15 protein-coding genes are annotated in these 19,596 nt (G+C 72.1%); 6 read left to right on the top strand and 9 right to left on the bottom strand.

Features of this window, described 5'->3' with window-relative positions; all coding sequences use genetic code 11:
• Positions 1 to 2: 2 nt before the first annotated feature.
• Positions 3 to 338 (bottom strand): hypothetical protein, encoded by a 336-nt coding sequence (locus LPA41_RS39605; protein ID WP_229076643.1) that lies wholly within the window; start codon positions 336 to 338, stop codon positions 3 to 5.
• Positions 335 to 5,212: a DUF6531 domain-containing protein gene (locus tag LPA41_RS39600; RefSeq protein WP_229076642.1), complete on the bottom strand. Its 4,878-nt coding sequence runs from the start codon at positions 5,210 to 5,212 to the stop codon at positions 335 to 337. Before LPA41_RS39600 ends, LPA41_RS39605 begins: the two co-directional genes overlap by 4 nt.
• 108 nt (positions 5,213 to 5,320) lie before the next feature.
• Here LPA41_RS39600 and LPA41_RS39595 point away from each other — a divergent pair, with 108 nt between their 5' ends.
• Positions 5,321 to 5,638 (top strand): pyrophosphorylase, encoded by a 318-nt coding sequence (locus LPA41_RS39595; protein WP_229076641.1) that lies wholly within the window; start codon positions 5,321 to 5,323, stop codon positions 5,636 to 5,638.
• Between the two features lie 26 nt (positions 5,639 to 5,664).
• On the opposite strand, the gene LPA41_RS39590 is transcribed toward LPA41_RS39595, so the two are convergent.
• From LPA41_RS39590 to LPA41_RS39580, 3 genes are read right to left on the bottom strand one after another with little or no spacing between them, the layout of a single operon-like run.
• Positions 5,665 to 5,847, bottom strand: a complete 183-nt coding sequence (locus tag LPA41_RS39590; RefSeq protein WP_229076640.1) for a hypothetical protein — start codon at positions 5,845 to 5,847, stop codon at positions 5,665 to 5,667.
• Positions 5,844 to 10,589, bottom strand: a complete 4,746-nt coding sequence (locus LPA41_RS39585; protein ID WP_229076639.1) for a DUF6531 domain-containing protein — start codon at positions 10,587 to 10,589, stop codon at positions 5,844 to 5,846. The genes LPA41_RS39590 and LPA41_RS39585 overlap by 4 nt, the downstream gene beginning before the upstream one ends.
• A 1-nt stretch (position 10,590) precedes the next feature.
• Positions 10,591 to 11,040 (bottom strand): hypothetical protein, encoded by a 450-nt coding sequence (locus LPA41_RS39580; RefSeq protein ID WP_229076638.1) that lies wholly within the window; start codon positions 11,038 to 11,040, stop codon positions 10,591 to 10,593.
• Positions 11,041 to 11,123: 83 nt separating this feature from the next.
• Here LPA41_RS39580 and LPA41_RS39575 point away from each other — a divergent pair, with 83 nt between their 5' ends.
• Genes LPA41_RS39575 through LPA41_RS39565 form a run of 3 tightly spaced genes read left to right on the top strand, consistent with a single transcriptional unit; the run spans position 11,124 to position 13,565 of the window.
• Complete coding sequence (locus LPA41_RS39575; RefSeq protein WP_229076637.1) at positions 11,124 to 11,408, top strand: pyrophosphorylase; 285 nt, start codon at positions 11,124 to 11,126, stop codon at positions 11,406 to 11,408.
• A 25-nt stretch (positions 11,409 to 11,433) separates the two neighbouring features.
• Entirely contained in the window at positions 11,434 to 13,032 is a 1,599-nt protein-coding gene (locus LPA41_RS39570; RefSeq protein ID WP_229076636.1) for a serine/threonine-protein kinase, read from the top strand.
• 2 nt (positions 13,033 to 13,034) lie between these two features.
• Positions 13,035 to 13,565, top strand: coding sequence for a DUF6529 family protein (locus tag LPA41_RS39565; protein WP_229076635.1), 531 nt, complete (start codon positions 13,035 to 13,037; stop codon positions 13,563 to 13,565).
• Between the two features lie 48 nt (positions 13,566 to 13,613).
• Here the strand turns inward: LPA41_RS39565 and LPA41_RS39560 are convergent, their stop codons facing one another.
• Positions 13,614 to 14,642: a trans-acting enoyl reductase family protein gene (locus LPA41_RS39560; protein ID WP_229076634.1), complete on the bottom strand. Its 1,029-nt coding sequence runs from the start codon at positions 14,640 to 14,642 to the stop codon at positions 13,614 to 13,616.
• Between the two features lie 70 nt (positions 14,643 to 14,712).
• Here LPA41_RS39560 and LPA41_RS39555 point away from each other — a divergent pair, with 70 nt between their 5' ends.
• Positions 14,713 to 15,657 carry a GlxA family transcriptional regulator gene (locus tag LPA41_RS39555; protein ID WP_229076633.1) on the top strand — a complete coding sequence of 315 codons (945 nt, stop codon included), beginning with the start codon at positions 14,713 to 14,715 and terminating at the stop codon, positions 15,655 to 15,657.
• A gap of 42 nt (positions 15,658 to 15,699) precedes the next feature.
• On the opposite strand, the gene LPA41_RS39550 is transcribed toward LPA41_RS39555, so the two are convergent.
• The 3 genes from LPA41_RS39550 to LPA41_RS39540 form a co-directional block, all read right to left on the bottom strand.
• A complete protein-coding gene (locus tag LPA41_RS39550) occupies positions 15,700 to 16,707 on the bottom strand; it encodes a hypothetical protein (RefSeq protein WP_229076632.1) in 1,008 nt (335 codons plus the stop codon).
• A gap of 199 nt (positions 16,708 to 16,906) precedes the next feature.
• Positions 16,907 to 17,521: an FMN reductase gene (locus LPA41_RS39545; protein WP_229076631.1), complete on the bottom strand. Its 615-nt coding sequence runs from the start codon at positions 17,519 to 17,521 to the stop codon at positions 16,907 to 16,909.
• Positions 17,518 to 18,633: an LLM class flavin-dependent oxidoreductase gene (locus LPA41_RS39540; protein ID WP_229076630.1), complete on the bottom strand. Its 1,116-nt coding sequence runs from the start codon at positions 18,631 to 18,633 to the stop codon at positions 17,518 to 17,520. The genes LPA41_RS39545 and LPA41_RS39540 overlap by 4 nt, the downstream gene beginning before the upstream one ends.
• 201 nt (positions 18,634 to 18,834) lie before the next feature.
• Here LPA41_RS39540 and LPA41_RS39535 point away from each other — a divergent pair, with 201 nt between their 5' ends.
• Complete coding sequence (locus LPA41_RS39535; RefSeq protein ID WP_229076629.1) at positions 18,835 to 19,575, top strand: DUF6308 family protein; 741 nt, start codon at positions 18,835 to 18,837, stop codon at positions 19,573 to 19,575.
• Positions 19,576 to 19,596 lie beyond the last annotated feature (21 nt).

Genomic DNA, 19,596 nt, shown 5'->3' with positions numbered 1-19,596 from the left:
GGTCAGCCCTCCCAACCACGGATCAATCTCTCCCTGACATCCGGTGGCGCCCCTTCCAGCTTGGGCAGCGGCCGGTCCTCAGGCGGCATTCCCCACGGCGCCGGCAACAATCCTTCCCGCTGCATCCGCCGCGTTCTTCTGGTGTTGAGGTATTCCTGCGGGAGATCTTCAAGCGCGATCGCTTCACCGGTCGAGGCCCACTTCGCGGACACTATCCGCATCAGCGGGCGCTCCTTACTGGGGCCCCGCTGTGCCCACTCGGCCAACGGCATTTCGATATCGGTCCACGGATGGCTGATCGTCACCAGCACATCTTTGAACTGAGAGGATTCGATCATGGTCCTCCGCTCGGTGGCGTCCCGTAGGGATTGGGTCTCGTGCTCAGCTTGAGGTCGGCGAGATCATCGCCGTAGTAGAGCAATTCCCCTTCAAGGTGTGACAACTCGAAGTTCGGCTGATACAGCCGGTCACGTGGCACTTGGAAATGGCTTAGGTCAGGCGCGCGACGCTGGGAACCATAGGCGTCTCCCACAATGATCCCACGCAGATCCGGGTCGGTCGTCCGCGCTGCAGCTGCCGGGTCGGTGGTGACACTGAGGAACGGGCTGTTGGCCTTGATGCCGTTGGCGTGGTTCTCGATCATTTCCCGGAAGGCTTCCGGGTCGGTCGCGAAGGTTTTGAGAACCCTCTCCTGAACTTCTGGAGGCTCTCGCGAAAGGATGGACCTGAGACTTTCCGGGTCGGCGGCGGTGTGGAAACGCCACACGTCGACCAAGCCGTCGTCGACCGGTGGGCTCGCGCCCACCCGCGCGCCCGGGGCGCGGATCACGCCGCCCGCCAGCAGGTCCTGGGTCAGTGCCTTCGGGCTGAAGATGTCGCCGCCGGTGAGGCCGCGGTCGAGGCCACCCGTGACCACCGACTCGGCCCCGTTGACGACCATTTCGCGGACGAACGGGTTCGTCGCCGCGAGCCGCGCCGAACTGCCCAGCGCCGCCACCGTCCCCGCCCCGACGCCACCGGCGGCGGCGCCGAGCAGCGCGTCCCGGCCGACCTGCCCCCAGTTCACGTCGCCGGTGGTGAACTTCTGGATGCCCGCGCTGGCGCCGCCCGCGATCAGCCCGCCGGACGCCGCCATCAACGCGATCCCGGCCGGCCCGCCCACGCCGGTGAACATCAGCGCCACCCCGCCCACGACCATCGCGCCCGCGGCCAGGTACTCCCCGTTCTCACCCACCCAGTCGGCGGCGTCCTCGAAGAAGCCACTGCCGAGCGAGTCCCGGTAGGCGGCCAGCTCGGTGTCCGTTATCGGTCGCAGCCCGAGCGGGTCGGCGTGACCGAGCGGATCGTTGCCGGCGTAGTGGTACGGATTCCCCGACCAGGCCGTCCCCGGCACCGCCGCCAGCGGGTCGGGGCTCAGGAACGCGCGGGACGACGGGTCGTAGACGCGGTTGCGCAGCCACGTCAGTCCGGCGAATTCGAGTTCGCCCCGGTATCCGATGCCGGGTTCGGTGAGTGCCGGCGCGCCCCATTCGTCGCGGTCGCCGCCGGGGGCACCCTGCCAGTCCGGGTCGAGCGGTTCCGCACCGGCCACCCACGGGATCCCGGGCCCGGCGATCGGGGTGTCCCCCAGGCGGCACGGCGCGCCGTCCCACAGCACCGCCTGTCCGTCGACCTCGGCGAGTTCGCCGGTGCTGTCCACCCGCACCGGCATCCGGCGGCCTCCGGCGTCGACGCCGGTGAGGCGACCGAAACCATCCCATTCGTACGCTCGACCGGACGGTTCCCGCACCCGCCGCCCCGACCCGTCGTACTCATAGCCCGAACCGGTCAGCTGGCCGGCGGCGTCGTAGTCGAACCGCCGGTCACCGTCCCGCACCAGCCGCCCGGCCGCGTCGTAGGCCAGCACCCGCCCACCGGCGCCGATCAGCTGGCCGGCCGCGTCGTACCGGTAGTCGCGCACCCCGTCCGAGACGATCCGTCCGGCCGCGTCCCGGGTGAGCCGTGTCGTGCGCCCGCCGGACGCGTACCCGGCCAGGTCCGGGCCCGCGTACTCCCAGGTGGCCTGCCGCCCGTCGGCCGCGGTGACGGCGACGACCCGCCCCAGCGCGTCCCGGGTGACGGCGAGCGGGCCGGTGAGCCCGTTCGACAGGCCGGACAGCAGGCCGCCGTCGTCGTAGGTGTACGTCGTCGCGGAACCGTCCGGCTGTACCAGTGCCGTGCGTTCGCCGTCGGCCCCGTAGCGGCGCCGGAGCACCAGGCCGTCCCGGTCGTTTTCGATCAGCCGCCCGGCCCGGTCCCAGACCAGCCGCTGCCGGTGTTCTCCCTCGTCGACGGCGACCGGGCGGCCGAGCGTGTCCCGCCGGAACGTCACGGCCGTGCCGTCCCCGGCCGTCATCGTCACGACCCGGCCGAACGCGTCGTACCGCCAGGCGACCGTGCGCCCGGCGCCGTCGGTGCGCCCGGTCAGCCTGCCCGAATTGTCCCAGGTGAACGTGGTGTGACGGCCCAGCGGGTCCGTCATCCGGACGACACGTCCCCGCTCGTCGTGCCGGTAGGCGGTGACGGCGCCGAGCGGATCGGTAACCCGAGTGACCCAGCCACGGGGGTGACGGTCGTAGACGGTCCGGTTCCCGAGCTGATCGATCGCGGCCACCAGGCGGCCGGCGGCGTCGTGCTCGAACCGGCGGGTCCCGCCGGTCGGGTCGGTCACCGCGACGACCCGGCCCACCGCGTCGTAGGTGAAACGGGTGCCGTCGCGGCGGGCGAGCCGGCCGGCGTCGTCATAGCCGAACGTGACCGGGCCGGCGGTGAGCAACGCGCCGTCGGCGTCGTAGCGGAACTCGGTACGCCGCCCGGCCCCGTCGGTGCGGGCCACCCGGCGACCGGCTGCGTCATAGTCGAAAACGGTCGCGCGGCCGCCCGGTGACAGCACCCGGCGCACCCGGCCGGCGGCTGTGTACTCGATCCGGGTGACCCCGCCGAGCGGAGCGGTGATCGTGGTCCGCCGGCCGCACCTGTCGTACCCGGCGCGTGCCTCGGTGCCGTCCGGCCGCACGTGGGCGGTGGTGCGGCCGAGGTCGTCGTACTCGAAGGCGCTGCCGGTCAGGCCGTCGCCGAGCCCGGTGATCCGGCCGTTGCCGTCGACGTCGGCGGTGCGGTGCACACCGGACGGGTCGACGGCGCCGATCGGGTTGCCCTCGGCGTCGTACTCGCGCAGCCACGTCGCGCCGGCCGGGTCGGTGGTCGCGGTCAGCCGGGACAGCGCGTCGTAGGTGAAGTCCCATTTCGCGCCGTCCGGAGCGGTCAGCCGGCTCAGGTTGCCGACGTCGTCGTAGGCGCGGCCGGTGACCTGGCCGAGCGGGTCGACGGTGGCCTCGATCGAACCGTGCGGGCCGTACCGGGTCTCGCGGCGGGCACCGGCCGGATCGGTCACGGCCACGATGCGGCCGGCCGGCGAGTGCGCGTAGCGCCAGACCCCGCCGGCCGGGTCCTCCCGCTCGACCAGGCGACCACGGGCGTCGTACCGGAACAGGGTCTCCCGGCCCAGTGGGGTGACCGTCGCGACGAGCCTGCCCTCGGCGTCGCGCCGCAGACGCGCGGTGTTGCCCAGCCCGTCCGTCGTGGAGATCAGCTCGCCGGCCGGGTCGAAGCCGAACGTGAGGCTGACCCCGTCCGGATCGATCACCCGGTGCACCAGCCCGGCACGCACCTCGAAGCGCGTCACCCCGCCTTCCGGGTCCTCGATCGCGGCCGGGATCCGCTCCTCACCGACATATCGATAACGGACAACGGCGTCACCGGTGACCACCTCGAGCAGGCGGCCGGCGTCGTCGTAGCGGTAGTCGAAGGCGGCCTCACCGGGCATCGTCCGGCGCAGCAGGCGCCCGTGGTCGTCCCAGCGAGCGGTACTTACCGCGCCCTTGCGGTCGGTGACCGTGACCGGATTTCCCCACTCGTCATAGGTCCGGCTCAGCGACTCCCCATGACCGTCGGTGACCGACAGCAGCCGGCCGTGCTGGTCGTGGACGTAGGTGTTGGTGACCCCGCCCTCAAGATCGCCGACGACCGTCACCCGGCCCGGCAGGTACGCGTATCGGGTCCGGAGCCCGAACCGTGACACCTGCTCGACGACCCGACCGTCGGCGTCGTAGCTGTTCCGGGCCTCGGCCACCCCGTCGGCGTCGGCCACCGCGGTGATGCGCGCGTGCTCGTCCAGCTCGTAGCGCTGATCGCCCGCCGAGATCAGAACACCGTCCGCGTACGCGAAGAGAACCTCCCCGACGGCCACGATCCGCTCGCCCGCCCACCGCACCTCGACACTGCGCCCACCACGCCCCGTGACACTCGACAACCGCCCCTCGGTGTAACCGAACGTCACCGTGTCCGCCCGGATCAGCCGCCCGGCCGCGTCGAACCCCCACACCCGCCCGTCGAACCACCGCAACTCCAGCCCGCCACCCAGCCCCAGGCCGCCGTCGGGCGAAAGACTGCGGTCGGGGGAAAGACTGCCGTCGGACGAAACACCGCCGCTGGGCGAAAGGCCGCCGTCGGACGAAAGACTGCCGTCATCGACCGGCACCACCTCGGCGGCGACTCCCGCCACCCGCCCGTAACCCGCTCCCTGCCGCGGGAACACCGCCCGCTGCCCGTCCGGCCCCACATACGCCGCACCCGCCTCGGTGGCCCGTAACCGGCAGTCAGCCCACGACGACCACCCCGCCCCGAACGCCCCCACCACCACCGACCGGCTGTTGTACACCCGCCGCCACAGCCGGACATCAGTCACCGCCACCAGAAAATTGCCGCTCGCCGTGTTCACCGGATCATCAGCGAAACCACTGGTGGCCGGAAACCCGTACGCGATCGGATCATCAAACGTCACGGCACCACGCCCACCACCCAAACCCGCAGCCCGCAACGACGCCGCGATCGCCGCATCCGGCAACCGCGCCAGGCCGCCATCGCCACCGGCCGCCCGAAAGGCGTCAGCGATCTGCGCCACCCACCGCGCATCCACCTCGTTGAGATCCAGATACTGCCCGAACGCACTGATCAACGACGCCGCATCAAGCTGACCCCAGCGGTTACCGCTCTGGAATTCGGCGTAGGCCGCTCGGAGCCGGGCCGCGTCGCCCCGCAGATCGTCGTCGGCCGCGCGGTTGCCACGGACGAATCCGTCCAGGTCGTCGGGGCGGGCCGAGCTGGTCGCCACGTCAGCCTCGGCCGAGCATATCGATCATCGCCATCCCCCGAATCTGGCAAGTGATTGCGATGATAGGCCTGATGTGCGGACAATGTCAGTCCGGAAACAGCACCGTCAATGTGGATCAACGAATGCGGGGGAATGGTCATCATGGCGGCACGGGTACTCTCGACGGACCAGGCGAAGACGTCGATCCAGCAGGTTCAGGCGATCATCAACGGCGGCCTCACCGACCAGATCGCCCAGCTCGACGCGCAGGGCAAGATGCTGTCCAACCCGGACGTGTGGGACGGTCCGCTGGCGCAGCAATTCCGCGATCAGACGTGGCCGGAGACGAAAGCGGCCCTCGACAAGGCGAAGCAGGAATTGGATCAATTGCGCGATCAGTTGCAGAAGATCGCACAGAACATCATGACCGCCGGTGGCGGTTACTGAGGAGCCGGCAAGAAGCCTCGGCCATCTCACCGCGGCCGGATATAAATGATCTCCCAGTAGTCGCCGCCGTCGGCGTGGCGGCCCCAGTTCAGCCGGATGTCGTTCTCGGCGGGCGTCAGGCCGGTCCGTTCCTTCCACGCCTCGAACTGCCGGAACGCGTCCTCACGCGTCCGGGCCAAGGCCACCCGTTCCCAGTTGTCGCCGCTCATTGCCGGTAATACATCTCGGTCAGCTCGGCCGCGGTCTCCGCGGACGCATGGTCGTGGATGTCGTCTCCTCGGGCCCATGCCCGCAGGTGGAAGAGCTCGTGGGAAATCGTCTTCACCGCCGTCATCTCGTCCTGGAGCGCGGAGGGTTGCAGGTCCACGATGAACCTACCGTCATCCGCGCGGATCGGTGTGTCCCGGTAGGGCGGACTGAAACTGGGCCGGAACGCCGTACTCCCCCATCCATATTCGTAGTAGCCGATTTCGCCCTCGCGGCGCAGGCGGATGTCGATGCTGCGGGTGTCGAGGTTCTGCCGTTCCGCGGCGGCCCGGGCCTCCTCCACGCTGATCAGCGGTTCCCGCCGGTTCAGCTCGGGGAGTGAGGGCGAGTTGCCGCTCGAGTACACGCGGATCTCGCCCAGCGGGTCGCCGTGCCGGGTGGTCGCGCCGAGGCCGCCGGCGGGTGCCGGTGCCGCGCCACCGGTGAGCAGGTCGGTGGCCACGGCCCGCGGGTTGAAGACGTCCCCACCTGTCATCCCCCGTTCGATGCCGCCGCTGACCAGGGCTTCGGCCCCGTTGAGCGCGAGTTCCCGGGCGAACGGGTTGGTCGCGGCGAGCCGGGCGGTGCTGCCGAGCATGGCTACCGTGCCCGCGCCGGCGGCCCCGGTGACCGCGCCGACAAGCGCGTCCTGCCCGACCTGAGCCCAGTCGACCTCGCCGGTGGTGAACTTCTGGATGCCCGCGCTGGCGCCGCCCGCGATCAGGCCGCCGGACGCCGCCATCAACGCGATCCCGGCCGGCCCGCCCGCGCCGGTGAACATCAGCGCCACCCCGCCCACGATCATCGCGCCGGCGGCCAGGTACTCCCCGTTCTCACCCACCCAGTCGGCGGCGTCCTCGAAGGCGCCGCTGCCCATCTCGTCGCGGTAGGCGGCCAGTTCGGTGTCCGTTATCGGTCGCAGCCCGAGCGGGTCGGCGTGACCGAGCGGATCGTTGCCGGCGTAGTGGTACGGATTCCCCGACCAGGCCGTCCCGGGAACTGCCGGCAGCGGGTCGGGGCTCAGGAACGCGCGGGACGACGGGTCGTAGACGCGGTTGCGCAGCCACGTCAGCCCGGCGAACTCCAGCTCGCCCTGGAAGCCGGGACCCGGATCGGTCAGGGCCGGCGCACCCCACTCGTCGCGCCCCTCGCCGGGCGTGCCCTGCCAGTCCGGCGTGAGCGGCGACGACCCGGCCTGCCACGGCATGCCGTGCGCGACGACCTCGGTGTCCCCGATCAGACAGGGCCGGCCGTCCCAGAGCACGTCCTGGCCGTCCACCTCGGCCAGTTCACCGAGCGGATCGGTGCGCACGCTCATCGAGCGGCCGCCGGCGGTGACGGTGGTCAGCCGTCCGAGACCATCCCAGGCGTACGATCGCGCGGAGTCCCGCAGCCGCCGCCCGGACCCGTCGTACTCATAGCCGGAACCGGTCAGCTGGCCGGCGGCGTCGTAGGTGAACGCCCGCCCGCCGTCGCGGATCAGGCGGCCGGCGGCGTCGTACTCCAGGGTCCGGTCACCTGCCGTGACGAGCTGTCCGGCCGCGTCGTAACCGTAGGTTCGTGTCCCGTCCCCGATGATCCGCCCGGCCGGGTCGCGGACCAGCCGGGCCACCCGGCCACCGGACGCGAAGCCGGCCAGGTGACCGTCGTCCGCGTACGTCCAGCTCGCCCGGCGGCCGTCCGCCCCCTGGATCGTGGTGATACGTCCCAGCGCATCCCGTGTGACAGCGAGATGACCGGTGAGCGGCGTCGTCATACCGGACAGCAGGCCGCCGCCGTCGTAGGTGTAGGTCCGTTCCGAGCCGTCCGGCAGGACCAGGGCGGTGCGTTCGCCGTCCGGCCCGTACCGGCGTCGCATCGTGCGCCCGCCGCGGCGCCGTTCGAGCAACCGGCCGGCCCGGTCCCAGGTAAGTGTCACCTCGAGGTCGCCTTCCCGGACGGCGACCGGCCGCCCGAGGGTGTCCCGGCGGAACGTGATCGCGGAGCCGTCGCCGCCCTCGATCGAGACGACCCGCCCGGACGCGTCGAACGCCCAGCGCACGGCCCGCCCGGCCGCGTCGACCCGGCCGGTCATCCGGCCCGCCGGGTCGTAGGTGAACCGGGTGACGCGGCCCAGCGGATCGGTCACCGCGACGACCCGCCCGACCTCGTCGTGCCGGTAGGTGGTGGCCGCGCCGAGCGGATCTGTCGTCCGGGTGAGCCAGCCGCGCGGGTGGTACTCGTACGTGCTGCGGTGCCCGAGCGGGTCCGTGGCGGCCACGACGCGACCGGCGGCGTCGCGTTCGAACCGGCGGGTCCCGCCCGCCGGGTCGGTGATCGCGACGACGCGGCCGGCGGCGTCCCGGGTGTAACGCACGCCGTCACGGCCGGCGAGCCGACCGGCGTCGTCGTAGCTGAAGGTGACGGCTCCGGCGGTGAGCAGGGCGCCGTCGGCGTCGTAGTAGAACTCGGTGCGCCGGCCCGCGCCGTCGGTGCGGGCGACGGTCCGGCCGGCGGCGTCGTGCTCGAAGACGGTCGCGTGGCCGCCTGGCGTCACGACCCGGCGGACCCGGCCGGCCGGCGTGTACTCGATCCGGGACTGCCCGCCCTCCGGGTTCTCGATCACCGTCCGGCGCCCGCAGCGGTCGTACCCGGCGCGGGCGGCGGTGCCGTCCGGGCGCAGGTGGGCGAGGGTGCGGCCGAGACGGTCGTAGGCGAACGCGCTGCCGGTGACGCCGTCGCCGATCCCGCTGACCCGGCCCTGCGGGTCGATCGTGGCGGTGTGCCGGGTGCCGACCGGGTCGATCGCGGCGGTCAGGTTGCCTTCGGCGTCGTACTCGCGCAGCCAGGTGGCGCCGGCCGGGTCGGTCGTGCTGGTCAGCCGGGACAGCGCGTCGTAGGCGAGGTCCCACTTCGCCTCGCCGGAAACGGTCAGCCGGGTCAGGTTGCCGACGTCGTCCCAATGCAGACCGGCGACGGTGCCGAGCGGGTCGATCCTGGTCTCGGGCTCGCCGTGCGCGCCGTACCGGGTCTCGCGGCGAGCACCGGTGGGATCGGTCGCGGACAGCAGGCGGCCGGCGGGTGAGTACTCGTACCGCCACACGGCGCCGCCCGGGTCGTGCCGCTCGACGAGGCGGCCGGCGGCGTCGTACCGGAACAGGGTCTCCCGGCCGAGCGGGGTGACGGTCGCGACGAGCCTGCCCTCGGTGTCGCGGCGCAGGCGCGCGGTGTTGCCGAGGCCGTCGGTGACCGCGACGAGATCGCCGGCCGGGTCGAAGCCGAACGTGAGGCTGACCCCGTCCGGATCGGTCACCCGGTGCACCAGGCCGTCGCGCACCTCGAGTTCCGTGACACCGCCCTCGGGGTCGACGATCCGGTCCGGGATGCGTTCGTCGCCGGGGTACCGGTAGCGGACGGACGCGTCACCGGCCGTGACCTGGAGCAGCCGGCCGGCGTCGTCGTGGCCGTACTCGAACGTCTCGCCGCCGGGCAGCACCCGGCGCAGCTGCCGGCCGTGGTCGTCCCAGCGTGCGGTGCTGACCGCGCCCTTGCGGTCGGTGACCGTGACCGGGTTTCCCCACTCGTCATAGGTCCGGCTCAGCCGTTTGCCGTGACCGTCGGTGACCGACAGCAGCCGGCCGTGCTGGTCATGCACGTAGGTGTTGGTGACCCCGTCGACGTCGCCGACAACCGTCACCCGGCCCGGCAGGTACGCGTACCGGGTGCGCCGCCCGAACCGTGACACCTGCTCGACGACCCGCCCGTCGGCGTCGTAGCTGTTCCGGGCCTCCGCCACACCGTCCGCGTCGACCACCGCGGCCACCCGGGACTGCGAGTCCAGTTCGTAGCGTTGATCACCGGCCGAGATCAGAACACCGTCCGCGTACGCGAAGAGAACCTCCCCGACAGCCACGATCCGCTCGCCCGCCCACCGCACCTCGACACGGCGCCCACCACGCCCCGTGACACTCGACAGCCGCCCCTCGGTGTAACCGAACGTCGCCCTGTCCGCCGTCGTCAGCCGCCCGGCCGCGTCGAACACCCACACCCGCCCGTCGAACCACCGCAACTCCAAGGCGTCACCGACCGGCACCACCTCGGCGGCCACCCCGGCCACCCGCCCATAGCTCGCACCCTGGCGCGGGAACACCGCCCGCTGCCCGTCCGGACCCACATACGCAGCACCCGCCTCGGTCGCCCGCAACCGGCAGTCAGCCCACGACGACCACCCCGCCCCGAACGCCCCCACCACCACCGACCGGCTGTTGTACACCCGCCGCCACAGCCGGACATCAGTCACCGCCACCAGAAAATTGCCGCTCGCCGTGTTCACCGGATCATCAGCGAAACCACTGGTGGCCGGAAACCCGTACGCGATCGGATCATCAAACGTCACGGCACCACGCCCACCACCCAAACCCGCAGCCCGCAACGACGCCGCGATCGCCGCATCCGGCAACCGCGCCAGATCACCGTCACCACCCGCCGCCCGGAACGCCTCAGCGATCTGCGCCACCCACCGGGCATCCACCTCGTTGAGATCCAGATACTGCCCGAACGCACTGATCAACGACGCCGCATCAAGCTGACCCCAGCGATTACCGCTCTGGAACTCGGCGTAGGCCGCGCGCAGCTGTGCCAACCGGCCGCGCAGGTCGTCGTCGGCGGCCCGGTTGCCGCGGACGAACGCGTCCAGGTCGTCGGGGCGTGCCGAACTCGTCGCCATGTCACTCCCGGGCCGCGGCGGCCGGGGCCGGCGACGTGTAGACCGGTGGGGTGATCGGGTCCGGCACCGGTGGCAGCTCGTCCTCGCCGAACAGGAAGTCGCCGATCTTGTCGAGGACGCCTTCCTCCTCCTGCTGGCGCTGCCACTCGCGGGCCTTCTCCCGCCGGGCCTGTTCCTCGCGGGCTAGGCGGGCCAGCTCGTCGACCTGGTTCGCGGCCTGGCGCATCGCGGCCGCCAGACGCTGCGCGTCGGTCACACAGATGCCCATCCGGGTGGCGAACTGGCGCGCGTAGACGCCCCGCCACTCCTCGGTCGCGACCGTCGCGACCGCGGTGCGCCGCGGGATCGCGCCCTCGCAGGCGTCGGCACTGCCGCGCAACTGCGCGGCGAGCCGGGTGGCCGCCTCCCAGTTGAACGGAACGTCCTCGGAAATCCCCCGCAGATCGACCATCGCCATCCCCTGCAATTGGCAAGTGATTGCGATGATAGGCCGTCGGCGCGGACAATGGCGGTCCCGAGAAAGGGAGTGGACAGATGGCGGCACGCGTACTCTCGACGGATCAGGCGAAGACATCCATCCAGCAGGTCCAGTCGATCATCAACGGCGGCCTCACCGACCAGATCGCCCAGCTCGACGCGCAGGGCAAGATGTTGTCCAACCCCGACGTGTGGGACGGCCCGCTCCCCCAGCAATTCCGGGACCAGACCTGGCCGGAGACAAAAGCAGCCCTCGACAAGGCGAAACAGGAATTGGATCAATTGCGGGACCAGCTCCAGAAGATCTCGCAGAACATCATGACCGCCGGCGGCGGCTACTAGATCATTTTTGAAGGAGGCACGGGGCATGGCCGATCAGGAACCCCTCGGCCGGGGATACCTGCTGCACGAGGAGATCGGCCGGGGCGCCGTGGCGGTGGTCCGCCGGGCGACGAGCCGGGCAGGCGGTCCACCGCTGGCCGCCAAACTGCTGCGCCCGGAGTACGCGAGCGACCGCCGGGTCCGCGAGCTGTTCCTCCGCGAGGAGGCCACCCTGCGCGACCTCGACCACCCCGGCATCGTGGGCCTGCGCGACCTCGTCGTCGAGGGCGACACCCTGGCCCTGGTGATGGAGTACGTCGACGGCCCGAACCTGCGCGACTACCTGCGGTTCCGGGGCGGCCGCCTGCCGGTCGCCGAGGTCGCCGCGATCGCCGGGCAGACCTCCGCCGCGCTGGCGGCGGCGCACGCGCACGGCGTCGTGCACCTCGACCTGAAACCGGAGAACATCCTGGTCATGCCCGGTGCCGGCATGCCGCAGGTGCGTATCACCGACTTCGGTGTGGCGGTGCTGCTGCACGACGCCGAGCGTGGCGCGCCGGGCGGCACCCCCGGCTACACCGCCCCGGAGATCTTCGGTGGCGGGCCGCCCACCGCGGCGGCCGACGTGTGGTCGCTCGGGCTGCTGATCGCGGAACTCTCCACCGGCAACACGTCGATGGATCCGGGCGTGCTGCCACCGGCCCTGGCGCCGCTGGCCCGGGACTGCCTGGCCGCCGACCCGCGCCAGCGGCCACCGGCCCGGCGGGTGGCCGCGTACCTGCGCAACGCCGACCTCTCGCCGGCGGCCGCCGCCTTCCCGGCGGCACCCGCCGACATGCCGCCGGCACAGGCGGCGGCCGCGTCCGCGCCCGGCCCGTACGACACCCGGCTGCGCCCCGGCATCGTGCCCGCGGCCCCTCCCCCGCCCACCGAGCCCGCCGCGCCGCCGTCACGCTGGCGGCGCGGCCCGCTCGTCACGCTCGGCGTCGCCGTGCTGGTCGCCGCGGGGCTCGCCGGGATCAACGCGGCCGCCGCCGCCGGCGAGCGGGGCGGCCAGGCCATCCAGCAGGTGAGCGTGCCGCCCCGGGTCACCGGCCAGACGCCGGCGACCACCCTGCCCACCACCGGCCTGGCCGCTCCGGCGACCACCAGCCCCGCCGCGGAGAAGCTGCGGGTCACCCTGGCCGGTCAGGTCGAGGACGACGCCGGGACGCTCGCCATCTCGATCCGGGACGGCAAGGCGATCGCGTACGTCTGCGACGGCAACCGGGTCGAGGCCTGGCTGCAGGGCACGGCCAAGGCGGGCGAGCTCTCGCTCGAGGGCGAAGACGGAAGCGCCATCAGCGGTACGTTCGACGCGCGCTCCGCCCAAGGTGAGATCACGATCGAGGGCGACACCCACGGCTTCGAGCTGGGCGTGGTGAAGAAGCCGTCCGGGCTCTACCGCACCGCCGCCCGGGTCCGCGGCGCCCAGCTGAACGGGTCGTGGATCGTGCTCGGCGACGGTCGTCAGGTCGGCGTGCTGACCCGCGACGGCGTACCGGCTCCGGCGCCCTCCCTGGACGTCACGAACCGGCAGGTCACCGTGGACGGCTTCACCCTGGACACCACGTCGGTCGACGTGGACAGCGGGGAGGGATTCTGACCGTGGAGGCCGGCACGCTGCGGCAGCCCCGGGTGTGGCTGCCCGCGGTGGCCGGCGTCGGCGTGGCCGTCGCGCTCGGCGTCTACGGCCGGTTGCACGACCCGGCCGGCACCTCCGGCATCGGTGACGCCCTGCGCCTGCAGTCGGGCAAGGTCTGGCTGGCCACCGCGGTGCTGCTGTTCGCGGTGGTGCAGCTGGTGTCGGCGCTCGCCCTCTACGGCCGGTTGCCGTCCGCACCCTGGATCCCGGCCCTGCACCGATGGAGCGGCCGGATCGCCCTGCTGCTCTCCCTGCCGATCGCGGTGCACTGCCTCTACGCGCTGGGCTTCAGCACCGGCAGCCTGCGCACGCTCGCCCACTCGGTGCTGGGCTGCCTGTGCTACGGCGCGTTCGTCGCCAAGATGCTCCTGATCAGCCGCCCCGGCGACAGCCGCGCCTGGGTGCTGCCGCTGGCCGGCGGGTTGCTGCTGACGGCGATCGCCGGCCTGTGGCTGACGTCCTCCCTCTGGTTCTTCACCACGGTCGGCACCTGACGCCGACCGGCCGAAGCCCGGTTCGCGGGCGGCGCCCGGCGTTCCGGATCAGCCGACAGCCGGTTCCCGGTCGGACCGCACCACGATCGCGCCGGTGTCCCGCTGCAGTGCGGCGAGGACGTCGGCGGCGTCGAACGCCTGGCCGGGTGCTGCGGCGCCGCCACCTCGGTGGCGCCCGTCGAGCAGCCGGGCGGCGCCTTCGACAACAACAGGCGCGGTCACGGCGTAGATGTCACGCCCGCTCGCACTGACCCGCCGGGTCCGCGTGCCCACGCGCGCGACCACGTCCACGACGAACCGCTGTGCCGATCGTCCGTGCTCGTCGGTCGCGGCCGGCGCCGGCGTGGCGGCGTCCCGCAGATCCTCGAGGGCGGCGGTGTTGAGGTAGGAGCGAAGTTCGCCCACGTCGAGGTGCCTGGCGATCGTGATGACCTCGGAGAACGGCATCCGCACGACCGGCTGGCCGCCCAGCGGTGCCGGGTAGGACCAGGTGGCCGGCCGCGCCGGAGTCTCCAGCGGGACCAGGGCGCCGCCGCGGATCACCAGCCGCGTCGCGGTGTTGCGCTCGCCCGTGGCCCGGGTGCCCGCGGTCGGCCACCAGCGATCCAGGCCGATGGCGACGTCGACCTCGTCGGCCCGCGAACCGCCGTCGAGCAGGGCCGTGACCAGCAGGTCGGCGAGACCGCCGTAGAAGGCCATCGCCGGGACCACGGCGACGCCCGCGGCACGGGCCGGGGCATCGAGGTCGCGGTAGAGCGCCTGCACGACCGGCTGCTCGGCGGTGACGTCGAGGTAGTGCGCGCCGGACTCGACGGCCGCGCGGGCGAGCGGGAGCGCGGTGTCGAGGAACGGCCCGGCACAGTTGATGACAGCGCCGGCCCCGGCCACCGCCCGGCGGAGCAGGCCGGCATCCTCGACGCCCACCGCCCGGCGGTCGAGGCCCGCGTGCCGGGACGGTACGGCGGCCAGGCGGTCGGCACTGCGGCCGGCCAGCACGGGAACGAGCCCGCGACGCAACAACTCGTCGACAACGAAGCGTCCCGTGTGACCGGTGGCGCCATAGACAAGAACGTTCATGAACACATCCTGGGGCGTACGCCGGTACGGGACGAGCGTCCGAAACGACGTCGGCCGTACAGTTTCGGACATGGGACGGATCGCCCTCGTCATGCACGGCTCCGCGATGCTCTACGAGGTCGCGATCGCCGCCGAGATCTTCGGTGTCGACCGATCGGAGCTGTCCGCCACCGGCAGGTGGTACGACTTCGTCGTCTGTACCGCGGACGGTGCCCCGCACCCCTGGTTGCCACGACTCCCCACCACGTCGTACGCCGGGATCGCCCGGGCCGGCACCGTCGTCGTTCCGTCCTCCGACGACCTCGACAGCAACCCCGACCCGGCTCTCCTCGACGCGCTGCGTGCGGCCCGCCACCGTGGCACCCGCGTCGCCGCGCTGTGCACCGGCGCCTTCGTCCTGGCGGCTGCCGGTTTGCTCGACGGCCGGGCCGCGACCACGCACTGGATGCACGCCGAGGATCTCGCCCGCCGTTACCCGAAGGTGGATGTCCGGCCCGACGTGCTCTACGTCGACGAGGGCGACGTGCTCACCTCGGCCGGCAAGACGGCGGCGCTCGACCTCTGCCTGCACCTGGTGCGCCGCGACCTCGGCACCGCGGCCGCGAACGGGATCGCGAGGCGGCTCGTCGTGCCCGCACACCGCAGCGGCGGGCAGGCGCAGTTCATCACCCCGCCCGCCGAGCCGCGGAACCCGGACGGTCTCGCGCCCACTCTCGCCTGGGCACGTGCCCGCCTGGACCGGCCGCTGAGCGTGCGCGACCTCGCCGGGCACGCCAACCTCAGCCCTCGCCAGCTGGCCCGCCGCATGCAGGCGGAACTCCGGACCGGGCCGCTCGGCTGGCTCCACCAGCAGCGGATCGCCCGGGCACAGGAGCTCCTGGAACGTACCGACGCCTCGATCGACCAGATCGCGGCCGCTTGCGGCATGGGGACCGCCGCAACCCTGCGCCGGCACTTCCAGCGCGCTCTCGGCGTCACTCCCACCGCGTACCGGACGACGTTCCGCCATCGGTGACACACCCGGCCGGTGCGCGACCTGCGGACCGGCGGGGTCCGGTCAGGACAGGGCCACCGGCATGCTGTCCCGGGCCGGGACCGTGGTCAGCCGGCCCGTGCCGCACGAGCCGCCCTCCCGGGATCCCGCCGGCTCGATCACCAGCGTGCCGCGCCGGGTCTTCTCCGGCACCTCGATCGCCACCAGGATCGTGCCGAGCGCCAGGGCGCCGGCGGCGACCGACATGTCCACCCGGTGGCCGCCGGCGGGCCGGTACGACCGGCCGCCGGTCTCGAACCGGAACGACGAACGCGCCAGCCGCATGTCGCACTCCGCGCCGCCGACCTCCACGGTCAGGGCCAGCCACGCGAAGCCCTTCCGGGCGTACCCGGCACCGTCGACACCGGGCACCAGCTCAGCCTCGACACTGAGGAACAGCCCGGTCGACCCCGGGACACCGAACGACGGGCCGTCCGTCTTCGCCAGCCGCGGCGTGTCGTAGAGCAGGTCGGTGTCCGGGCGACCGGCGCGCTTCCCGGTGCGCAGGTCGAGCGTCTGCGGCCGGCCGTCCTCGACGGTGAGGCTCACCGGGGCGCCCGCCAGCACGGTGAGCACGACAATCGGCGCGGTCAGCTTCGTGATCCGCTCGCTGCGGTCGCCGGCGCGGATCGTGACCGGCACCGCGGGCAGGTCGGCCGGGTCGCCGAGCGGCACGACGACCATCTCCTGGCCTTCGGGGGCGCGCATCATGGCGTATCCGATCAAGTAGTTGCCGATCGTCTGCTCCCCGGTGCGCAGGTCGACGACCGGGTGCAGGGTCCGCACCAGCGGACCGACCTGCACCGGACCCGGCCGCAGCGACCATCCGGCGCCCCGCAGCGCGGCCTCCCCCGCCGGTGGCGGCTCCGACGCCTCGCTCGCGCCGATGTACCCGGCGGGCAGCGTCACCTCCGGCGCCGGGCTCGGCGAGGGCGCCGGCGCGGACGTCTCCCCGGCCTCGGGGGCGGGCACCGGCTGGGCGCTGCAGGCGGTGACGAGCAGGAGCAGCGGAATCAGCAGCCATCGACGCACGCCACCATGAAAGCACCGTGCCGCACCGCGCCGCTCAGCGGGGACAGCGGGCGACGCCAAGTCGCCGGACACCCCGTTCGGGGAGGATCCGGAAAGGGGGTCGCAGCGCCACCACGCACCGATAGCGAAACGGGCGCAGCGGCCCGGTGCACGCACCTGGGCCGCTGCGACGTGCGGGAGCCCTCCGTTGCCCGTACTCCTAGAGGTTCTTCAGCATGTCCTCGAAGTTGCTGGTCAGCGCGAACGGGTCGGTGACCACCGCGGGCTCGCGGCGTTCGACCTCACGGGCCAGTTCGGTGGCGGCGCGCTCGATGCGGCCGCGCAGCGGGCCCTCGACCGAGTTGGCGCCCCAGTCGTCGCTGGCGGCGAAGACGGCGGTCGGCAGGATCGTGGCGCGCAGGTAGGCGAAGAGCGGCCGCAGGGCGTGGTCCAGGACCAGGGAGTGGCGGGCGGTTCCGGCCGTGGCGGCCAGCAGGACCGGCTTGTCGACCAGGGCGTCCTTGTCGAGCACGTCGACGAAGGACTTGAACAGGCCGCTGTAGCTGGCGCTGAACACCGGTGTCACCACGATCAGCGCGTCCGCGGCGGTCACCTCTTCCTGCGCCTGCCGCAGCGCGGTGGGGGCGAAACCGGTCAGCATGTTGTCGGTGATCTCGTGGGCCAGGTCGCGGAGCTCGATCACCTGGACGTCGAGGGTGACACCGAGCCGGGCGGCGGCGCCGACCGCGCTCGCGGACAACTGGTCCGCGAGCAGGCGGGTCGACGAGGGCTGGCTCAGGCCGGAGCTGACGACAACGAGTTTGCGCTGCTTCATGCCTGGACCTCTTCCTTGGTCGCGTCCTTCGCGTCCTTCGCCAGCTTCGCGGCCAGCAGCGACCGGTGGGTCGGCGCGTCCGGCACGTGCGCCGGCTTGCGGGCGGCGAACTCCTTGCGCAGCACCGGTACGACCTCGGCGCCGAGCAGGTCGAGCTGCTCGAGGACGGTCTTCACGGGCAGGCCGGCGTGGTCCATCAGGAACAGCTGGCGCTGGTAGTCGCCGACGTACTCGCGGAAACCGAGGGTACGGTCGATGACCTGCTGCGGGCTGCCGACGGTCAGCGGCGTCTCCCGGCTGAAGTCCTCCAGCGACGGCCCGTGGCCGTAGACGGGGGCGTTGTCGAAGTAGGGCCGGAACTGCTTGACCGCGTCCTGGCTGTTCTTGTTGAGGAACACCTGGCCGCCGAGGCCGACGATGGCCTGGTCGGCGGAGCCGTGGCCGTAGTGCTCGAAGCGCTGACGGTACAGCTGCACCATGCGCTGGGTGTGCGAGGCCGGCCAGAAGATGTGGTTCGCGAAGAAGCCGTCACCGTAGTAGGCGGCCTGCTCGGCGATCTCCGGGCTGCGGATCGAACCGTGCCAGACGAACGGCGGCACCTCGTCGAGCGGGCGCGGCGTCGAGGTGAAGCTCTGCAGCGGGGTACGGAACTTGCCGGACCAGTCGACGACGTGCTCGCGCCACAGCCGGTGCAGCAAGGCGTAGTTCTCGATGGCGAGCGGGATGCCGGCGCGGATGTCCTTGCCGAACCAGGGGTAGACCGGCCCGGTGTTGCCGCGGCCCAGCGTCAGGTCGACGCGGCCGTCCGCGAGATGCTGCAGCATCGCGAAGTCCTCGGCGATCTTCACCGGGTCGTTCGTGGTGATCAGCGTGGTCGCCGTGCTCAGCTGCAGCGTCGTGGTCTGCGCCGCGATGTAGGCCAGCGTGGTCGTCGGCGAGGACGAGAAGAACGGCTCGTTGTGGTGCTCACCGAGCGCGAACACGTCCAGGCCCACCTCCTCCGCGTGCTTCGCGATCGTGACGATGTCCTTGATCCGCTCCGCCTCGGTCGGGGTCCGGCCGGTGGTGGGGTCGGTGGTGATGTCTGAAACTGAGAAGATTCCGAACTGCATGACCCGCTCCTGGTGCTCCCGGCCGGGGCTTCTGACGTCCCGGTCTGCCCTGCACAACTTCCTTGACGCAGAAACTATTTCAGATTCAAACAACTTGCGCTGCGGCGGGGGTCACACCCCTGTTGCCCCGGCGGAAGCGGTGCCCACGACGACCACGGCTGCCGGAGAGATCCGCCGCACGAGAATTTCTAGAATGCGTCCATGCCCGAAGACCTGACCGACATCGTCCGCGCCGTCGGCACCCACTACCTCGTGCGGTACTTCGCCGAGCCGCCGGCGACGACATACACCGGACGCTGGTTCGAGACGCTGGGCGGCGGCGGTGCTCATGACGCCGTCCGGAACAGGATCACGGGGGATGATCTGATCGCGGTCGAAGGTCTCAGCGTCGAAATACCGGCCGAGGCACGCCGGGACCTGATCGACGGCCCGCTCGGCGCGAGCATCGGCTCACGTCTCGCCGAGATACCTACGGCCGTGCCCATCACTGATCCTCGAGCGGCCCTTCTGCTGCGCCCGGGCGGCGACGCGGACGAGGCACACAAGGAACTCAAGGCGGCTCGCTACGTCCACCGCCGACGCGACCTCACACTCGGTCACGTCATCGCAGGCAAGTTGCTTGCCCGGAAACGCCCCGAGCTCATTCCGGTCTACGACTCCCGGGTGAAGTGCCAGCTCGGCCGGCCGGCCGAATTCTGGCTGCCGCTGCACCAGCGTTTCGCCGGCGACGGCGGCGCACTGAGCGCGGCACTGACCGACGCCCGGGTCGCGGCCGGCGTGGCAGACCTGACCAGCGACCTGAGAGCACTGGATGTCGTGCTGTGGATGAGGCACGAAGACCGGTACGGAACATGCCAGAAGAGCGCCAAGTGCCCGGGTTTCCACACCGCGTCTCTGACCTCGTCCCACACGCCCGGCATCGTCCCGGGAGCCTTGGCATAGATCACGCCTGAACCTGTCCCT

The sequence above is a fragment of the Actinoplanes sp. DH11 genome, from assembly GCF_020873875.1.
Taxonomy (GTDB): Bacteria; Actinomycetota; Actinomycetes; order Mycobacteriales; family Micromonosporaceae; genus Actinoplanes.
The sequence above is the reverse complement of the archived record's forward strand: the minus strand, read 5'-3'. Positions and strand labels throughout refer to the sequence as shown.